Genomic DNA, 7643 nt, shown 5'->3' on the forward strand with positions numbered 1-7643 from the left:
GTAGAGAGAGGGTGCGCCCTTGTTTGCCAAGGGCGCGAGCTAGTCCATTCCTATAGGGGAAGAATGATTTAGCTTAAATCGACGTCTTTGCAGCCAAAGAAGTAAGTCGCGAGGAAGCCGACGATGTAAGAGATAAGCAGTCCGGCAACAAACACCATCATGCCCGGGAAGATGCCATTTTCAGATGTCATGAGAGGAATCGCCACGATACCGGACGGGCCAAACACCGTATTAAGACCAACTGGTAAGCCAAGGTAAGAAACTAAACCGATAAAGAAGCCGCCCGCAGCACCACCAATACAAGCGGTAACGAATGGTTTTACGCGTGGTAATGTCACGCCGTAAATCAATGGTTCGCCAATGCCTAGAAGACCCGGAATAATAGCGCCTTTAACTTGAGTGCGCAGTAGAGCGTCTTTTTTGGCTTTGAAATACAGCGCCATTGACGCGCCAACCTGACCGCCACCAGCCATTGCCAGGATAGGGAATAGCGAGTTAAAGCCCTGTGCTTCCATCAATGCGAAGTACACTGGAACAAAACCCTGGTGGATGCCAAATACCACAGAAATTAAGAACAAACCTGCCAAGATTGCAGCGCCTAATGGGTTATCGTTTAAGTTGAGGAACAACCAAGACATCCCTTTAAATAACTCGCCGCCGATCGGCATGATGATCAAGAAGGTTACCGCACCCATGATCAATAGAGTGATAACGGACGTTAAGATCATGTCCAGATCATCAGGCATGTATTGACGAACCTTACGCTCGACTTGTGCACCGATGATCGCTGCCAAAAGTACGCCGATAATGTTGCCGCGCGGATCAATCGCAAAGCCGAAAAACTCGTTCATGCCAGAGTAAATGCCAGATGTAGCCTCTGGGTTGTAACCCAGCACAAACAAAGAGGCGAGAATGGCACCATTAACACCAGAGCCGCCAAACGCTTGCTGCGCGTTGTAACCAATCAGAATACTTAGGAAAGCAAACAGACCCTTACCAAAGACTTTCATGTAGGCGATCAAATCTAGCATAAACTGGCTTGGTGTCTGGTCGAGAACAAACATTTGTTCCAATAACGTCGCAAAACCTAACAACAGACCAGCGGCAATAAAACCAGGGATCAACGGCGTAAAGATGGTGGCAAACTTGCTTAAAAAACGCTGAACCGCACTGGTTTGTTTGCTCTTCATCTGTTTTTTCTGCTCGGCCGCGACGGCAGAAAGATCTTGTTGCGGCATATCTGCTTCTTCACTGTCACCAGAGGTTAAGCTGTCGATCAATTGATTCATCATCTCAGCCGCTTGTTGAGCTTTTCCGGGACCGAGAATGATCTGAAACTGCTCATCGCTTTCCACCACACCCATTACGCCGGGAATTTGCTTGATAACTGATTGATCAGCCAAGCCATTGTTGGCGAGCGATAAACGCAAACGCGTCATACAGTTACCACATTTGCTTACGTTGTTACTGCCACCCACTGCGGACAGCAACTGCGATACTGTGTTTGAAGTTATTTTTGCCATAGGGTCTATCCTTCAGAACTCGGATTATTTAGTTATTATTTAGTGCTGCGCGAATAAAGCCGTTGTGCGCGGCGAGGCGTGATTTGGCTTGTTTGGCATCCAAATCGGCCAAAATCATTAAGATGGCGGTTTTGCAGTGGCGACCGCAGGCATTTAATGCTCGCTCTGCTTCTTCTTTTGATGCGTCGGTTGCTTCCACAACAATGTTGGTTTGGCGTTGGATGAGCTTGGCGTTAGTGGCTTCTACATCCACCATTAAGTTGCCAAATACCTTACCGCTACGAATCATTGCGCCTGTCGTGAGCATGTTTAGCACCAGTTTTTGTGCGGTGCCGGCTTTCATGCGAGAAGATCCAGTGACAACCTCTGCGCCAACTATCGGCAGAATCGCGATGTCGGCCGCTTCTGCCATGGTACATTCTGGATTACAAGCGATAGATGCGGTCGTGGCTCCGATGGATTTAGCGTAGTCCAAACCACCTAGTACATAAGGTGTACGGCCACTCGCTGCAATGCCTACAACCACGTCATGTTTGGTGAGGTGAAGCGCTTTTAAGTCGTCTTGACCCATTTTCGCGTTGTCTTCTGCGTTTTCTACCGCTTTCAAAATCGCTTGGTGTCCACCAGCAATTAAGCCAATCACCATATCTGGATGCGTGCCGTAGGTAGGAGGACACTCGCTCGCATCAAGAATTCCTAAGCGGCCTGATGTGCCAGCTCCCATGTAAACCAAACGGCCACCATTGGCGAACGCTGCAGTAATTGCATCAACCGTCTTTGCAATTTGTGGTAGCACTGCTTTGACCGCGAGCGCGACTTTTTGATCCTCTTCATTAATGACTTGCAGCATCTCGATGGTCGAAAGCGTATCAATCTCTGCACTGGCTGGATTACGGCTTTCTGTCACCAATCGGCTTAAATCAATTTTCATGTTTTACACTCTTCGTAATGTTCAATCTGAGGGCGATTCTATGGAATAAAATATTCTGTTTTGGTGATAAGAATCACACTTGAGGTTATTCTTTGTGCAGGAGAAATTTGGAATAATGAGAGAAAATATACGTCCATTACATCCGATATAAACTGGCTTGGTTAGAATAATCATGGAGTTAAATCAAACTCCAATTATTTTTGTTTTGGAATAATTTATTTAAATTTTTTGAGGTTTTTGTTGTGTCAGTTATCAATAAGATAGTCGCGAGGCGTACTCAGCTTTCGCAAAGTGGTCGTTTGGTCGGCGATTGGATTGTTGAAAACGCAGAAAAGGCGGCGCTGCTCACTAGCCAAGAACTTGCGGCGCAAGTAAAAGTGAGTCAATCGAGCATTGTGAAATTTACTCAGCGTATCGGCTTTAAAGGTTACAGCGAGTTTAAATTAGCTCTGAATGAAGAGATTGGCCGTAAGCATGCGATGCAGTCGACACCGCTGCACAGTGATATTTTGGCTGACGACCCCATTGCGGTAATTTCACAGAAACTGGTGAAAGCGAAAACCGACGCTATGTTTCAAACTACCAATACGCTGTCTTACGAAGCGTGTCACCAAGCGGTGAAATGGTTGAGTGAAGCGCGTCGAGTGCAAGTGGTCGGGATTGGGGGCTCTGCACTGACCGCGAAGGATTTAAGCTTTAAACTGCTTAAACTTGGTATTACGGCGCTTTCTGAACAAGACAGCCACGTGCAGATTGCTGTTGCCCGCACGCTCTCTCCAGAAGATGTTCAGATCGCAATCTCGTTTTCGGGTGAGCGCAAAGAAATTCTCGTCGCGGCAGAAGCGGCAAAAGAGCAGGGCGCGAAGGTGATTGCGTTATCTGCGCCAGGAAGAAGTCGCTTGCGCGGTATTGCCGATATTACGTTTGATACGATTGCCAATGAAACGGAACATCGCAGCTCATCCATTGCTTCGCGTACCGCGCAAAACGTGATCACCGATTTGCTGTTTATCATCTTGGTTCAGCAAAGAGACGACAGTGCCCGTCAGTTGATCAGCGATATCAGTACCGACATCAAACAGATCCTCACATGATCGCTTGTTTAACAGCGGACTAGAGATCCGGATCGTGCCTCAGCAAAGCAATAAAAGCAGAGAGATGTTTTTCAATGGTGAGATCGGCAGAAATCGCTGGTAACTCCAACGTGATGCAAGGTAAATCACGTTCACTACACCAAGTGCCGAATGAGCCGGGTGTTTCGTAGTCGATATCGTCAACGATTGGCAGTTGGAACTGCTCGCCGAGCCATTTGGCAAGGTCGGAATGTTTGGGATCATCCACAAAAGCAAGCGGTTCATGAAACGACACCACAAACTTTGGCTTGCGCAGTTCAATCAAGTTAATTAATGCGCTAACTTCAGGCTCTAGTTGGTTTTTAGTGCCAGTTTTCACCTGTACGTCTCGAACGGGTGTGTGAGAGCTCCATCGATACACTGTGCCATGCTCAGTCCAATTTTGGGTTGGAAACGCGCGATTGAGATCCACTTGGTTTGCATTTGCGCGTGTGCCTAGTTGGTTGCCGTCAGGATTCATTGACAGAATCACATCATGTCGTAAGTTTTCAGCAGGCAAGCTTCTTAGCGCGCAGGACAAACCTGCAATCGAGGCCGTCTCGTCCCCGTGAGTGCCTGCCAAAATCAAACCTCGCGAAGCACTTTCGACTTGAGCCGGAAAATACAGTAATGGCGCACCAAGCACGGATTGACCGTATGATGTTGGCCGAATTAAAAATGCCGCTCTTTCCGTTCTTGGAATTAGACTCACCGTAATCTCCTGATTGATGAAGTAGTATCAATATCTAAGCTAATTACACCTAGCTAAACTGAACCGTTTAAACTCGTCAACGGTTGAAATGTTAATTGTGGCACTTGCTTCACAAGACGCGTTAGGAGAACGAAAAACGATATGGATTTTAAAAAACATTCAACGGCGTTGCTGATTTCCTCTTTATTCACCCCTTTTCTTGCTACATCAGTTGCTGCGGAGACCTTACCTAAAGGCATTCAACTTGCCGCAGAACAGCATGTAGTACGTGCGAATGACGCAGAGGCGGCGACGCTTGACCCAGCGAAAGCCGAAGGTCTGCCAGAAATGCATGTGATTCGTGACTTATTTGAAGGGCTTGTGATTCAAGATCGTGACGGAAACATTATTCCCGGTGTGGCAGAATCATGGGAAACCAACGACAACCAAACCTTTACTTTTCACTTGCGCAAAGACGCGAAATGGTCGAATGGCGAGCCTGTGACAGCGGATGATTTTGTCTATTCACTGCGCCGAGCGGTAGATCCGAAAACCGCTTCTCCAAATGTTTGGTATCTCAAACTCACCAAGATCAAAAACATCACCGATGTAGCAGAGGGCAAAAAGCCTTTGGACGATCTCGGTATCAAGGCAGTGGATAAATACACCCTACGTTTTGAGTTGGACAGTCAAGTGCCGTACTTTGTTGCTATGACTGGGCACACGTCCATGATGCCAGTGCATCAAGCGACAGTGGAAAACCGCGACAAGCCGTGGAGTGATCCAGACCAATTTGTTAGCAACGGTGCATTCACATTGGATAAGTGGGTCGTGAATGAGCGCATTGAACTGGTTAAGAGTCCAAGTTACTGGGACAGCGCAGATACGCATTTAAACAAAGTGACTTACATTCCGTTTGAAAACCAAAACGCGTCAATCAATCGTTATGCGGCAGGAGAGCTGGATATCACGTCAGATGTGCCGACTCATATGGCGCAGAAGCTTAAACAAGATTACAAGCAGGCTTACACGGTGGTGCCATTACTGTGCACGTATTACTACGCGTTCAATACCACTCGTCCGCCATTTGATGATGCGCGAGTGCGTCAAGCGGTGTCGTACTCCATCATGCGTGATGTGATTACGAATGGTGTCACGCAAGTGGGCAACCTTCCTGCGTACACCTTTGCGCATCAGTACACTGCCGGTTTTGATGCGACGCCCCCTGAGTATAGTAAATGGAGTCAGCAACAACGTGACGAGAAAGCGCGTCAGTTGTTAAAAGAAGCGGGTTACAGCCAAGACAAGCCGCTCGATTTTAAATTGCTGTACAACACCAGTGAGGCAAACAAATCGATCGCGGTTGCGATAGCGTCGATGCTACAAAAAAATCTCGGTGCACACGTGGAGTTAGAAAACCAAGAGTGGAAGTCATACTTAGTGGCGCGTAAACAAGGCAATTTCGATGTGATGCGCGCTTCCTGGTGTGGTGATTACAATGAAGCGTCTACTTTCCTGAGCTTACTTCGCTCAGGTTCTTCGGGTAACTTTGCACGTTACAGCAATGAAGCGTACGACAACGCGATGAACAGTGCATTGGCCGCAACCGATGAGAAAGCGCGCCAAGGTTTCTATGATCAAGCCGAGCAATTGTTGGCGGCGGATATGCCAATCGCACCGATTTACTACTACATGCAAGCGCGTTTGGTTCGTCCTACGGTTGGCGGTTTTGCCAAGAGCAACGTAGAAGGTCGTATCTACTCGAAAGACCTCTACATCAAGAAGTAGCGCTCAAAACAAGCGATAAATATGAAGCCCCGAAGATGTATCTTACGGGGCTTCTTTTTATTGTTAGCGAGTGGAGAGCTTGTTCACGAGCATAGCGACTCGTTTGCCAAGATACTCTGCTGTTGCAACATCAGAAGCATGCAACTGACCATCTTCACCACCTTGTGCAACAATACCACCTTGTACACCATAACGATTCAGGTTTTGCTCCCCAGAATTGCTGATCTTATCCAACCCGACCCACATCATGCCGTGTTGGTTAGCGAGCGTTTGTAGATATTGTAATGTGCAAGATTGGTCGCCATTCATTGCCCCACCACTGGTAAAGCCAGCCGCGATTTTGCTCGCCCATTTTTGGTAATACCAAGATTCACTGCTTGCATCTGCAAATGCTTTAAACTGCGCTGCTACACCGCCCATATAGGTCGGTGAGCCAAAGATAATCGCATCACACTCAGCAAGTTCATCCATTAGTTTAGGGTTCACAAAACGTCCCTCAATAATCTCATTGCCTTCAATTCGGTGAGAGAGGATTTCACAGTCATCTTGCTGCTTAATGCCTTGTTGTTCAACGCCTGCGGCAATCGCGCGAGCAAGCTGACCAGTAACGTCGGTTTTAGAGAAATAAATAATCGCAATTTTGGACACAATGGTTCCTTTTTTCATTGTTGATTTTTAATCGTGCGACTAAGGCTAAAACCTCAAGCTAAGTTGAGGTCAAGAAGAGATTTGAGATAGATAAAGTACGAATTGGTATCTAAAGAGCTTTCTTATAGGGTAAGTCGACGGCATAACTACAGTGAATGCAACGACGATGAATGTCGTGTATAAAAGCGTTAAAGGAAGATCTTAAAGATGTAGAAAACTCTCTTGGAAACAATGATAAAGGTACCGATGCTAGTGATGATTAATAGGCGGAAAAATAGATTAAAATATGTAAACTCAGATCTGATCCAAGGCGGGAAAAGTTCATTTCATCGTTTCTTAAGGCGAGGGATTATTATCATTATGGTAGGAGGCCTTTCTACAGCCTCTTCCACGGTATTTGCACACTTTATAGCGGGTGTGTTTGATGTGGATATGAATGTTCATCCAGAGAGCTTAGAAGAAAAAGTGCATGCACTACTTTTTGTTTCGGTCAGTCTTGTTTTTTACCTCTTTTATGCCCTTATCTCGCTAAATATTAGTGGGTGGCTCATAATGAAGCTAAAAATATAAGCTTAACTAAAACCATGTCCTTGTATTTTAAGGAAGATGGAACTAGTGACGATTTTTTCTTTGCTTGCACCATCTCTATTTTTTGTATTTATTTAAGGTTCGTAAATAAGAAGCTTCCTTTGGTTAAAGTGGCGCTTTTGGTTTCGGCGATGTGTCATGTTTTTATCATGAAAGAATACAGTGGTGACCTTCAGCTTATACGTTTTGTCTCTTCACTGTTTTTCGCCATTAACTTTGGGTTATTTGTGACCACCAAGTGATACTAAAAAGCCGATGTAGATACATCGGCTTTTTAGTGGGTTATGTGCCGTCCTAAATAAGGTTGACACTTTCTACCCCCAAAATTGGAGAGTGTTATGAAATCAACAACTAAAAGAACT

Annotated in this window: 7 protein-coding genes; 3 read left to right on the plus strand and 4 right to left on the minus strand. The window is 46.1% G+C overall.

The genetic code is table 11. From position 1 onward, the window contains the following. Positions 1-68: 68 nt before the first annotated feature. A complete protein-coding gene (gene murP / locus R7044_RS20280) occupies positions 69-1523 on the minus strand; it encodes a PTS N-acetylmuramic acid transporter subunit IIBC (RefSeq protein ID WP_062730872.1) in 1455 nt (484 codons plus the stop codon). 28 nt (positions 1524-1551) lie between these two features. Next, positions 1552-2454 (minus strand): N-acetylmuramic acid 6-phosphate etherase, encoded by a 903-nt coding sequence (murQ, locus tag R7044_RS20285; protein WP_222712166.1) that lies wholly within the window; start codon positions 2452-2454, stop codon positions 1552-1554. Positions 2455-2696: 242 nt separating this feature from the next. Between murQ and R7044_RS20290 the strand changes: the two genes are divergently transcribed. Continuing rightward, positions 2697-3548, plus strand: coding sequence for a MurR/RpiR family transcriptional regulator (locus R7044_RS20290; RefSeq protein ID WP_033907250.1), 852 nt, complete (start codon positions 2697-2699; stop codon positions 3546-3548). Positions 3549-3567: 19 nt separating this feature from the next. Here R7044_RS20290 and mpaA read toward each other — a convergent pair whose 3' ends face one another. Further along, positions 3568-4278 carry a murein tripeptide amidase MpaA gene (gene mpaA, locus R7044_RS20295; protein WP_033907251.1) on the minus strand — a complete coding sequence of 237 codons (711 nt, stop codon included), beginning with the start codon at positions 4276-4278 and terminating at the stop codon, positions 3568-3570. 141 nt (positions 4279-4419) lie between these two features. Here mpaA and R7044_RS20300 point away from each other — a divergent pair, with 141 nt between their 5' ends. Next, positions 4420-6045: an ABC transporter substrate-binding protein gene (locus R7044_RS20300; RefSeq protein ID WP_167415798.1), complete on the plus strand. Its 1626-nt coding sequence runs from the start codon at positions 4420-4422 to the stop codon at positions 6043-6045. A gap of 63 nt (positions 6046-6108) precedes the next feature. Here R7044_RS20300 and R7044_RS20305 read toward each other — a convergent pair whose 3' ends face one another. Beyond that, on the minus strand, positions 6109-6693 hold the full coding sequence (locus tag R7044_RS20305) for a flavodoxin family protein (protein WP_017635653.1): 585 nt from the start codon (positions 6691-6693) through the stop codon (positions 6109-6111). Positions 6694-6924: 231 nt separating this feature from the next. Here R7044_RS20305 and R7044_RS20310 point away from each other — a divergent pair, with 231 nt between their 5' ends. Next, positions 6925-7263 carry a hypothetical protein gene (locus R7044_RS20310; RefSeq protein ID WP_225455783.1) on the plus strand — a complete coding sequence of 113 codons (339 nt, stop codon included), beginning with the start codon at positions 6925-6927 and terminating at the stop codon, positions 7261-7263. The last annotated feature ends 380 nt before the right edge of the window (positions 7264-7643 follow it).

This window comes from Vibrio sp. 1402 (assembly GCF_033340275.1).

Bases quoted from the DNA above. Each gene is read 5' to 3' on its own strand.
- R7044_RS20300 (WP_167415798.1), top strand. From the start codon at position 4,420: ATGGATTTTAAAAAACATTCAACGGCGTTGCTGATTTCCTCTTTATTC.
- R7044_RS20310 (WP_225455783.1), top strand. From the start codon at position 6,925: ATGATAAAGGTACCGATGCTAGTGATGATTAATAGGCGGAAAAATAGA.
- murP (WP_062730872.1), bottom strand. From the start codon at position 1,523: ATGGCAAAAATAACTTCAAACACAGTATCGCAGTTGCTGTCCGCAGTG.
- murQ (WP_222712166.1), bottom strand. From the start codon at position 2,454: ATGAAAATTGATTTAAGCCGATTGGTGACAGAAAGCCGTAATCCAGCC.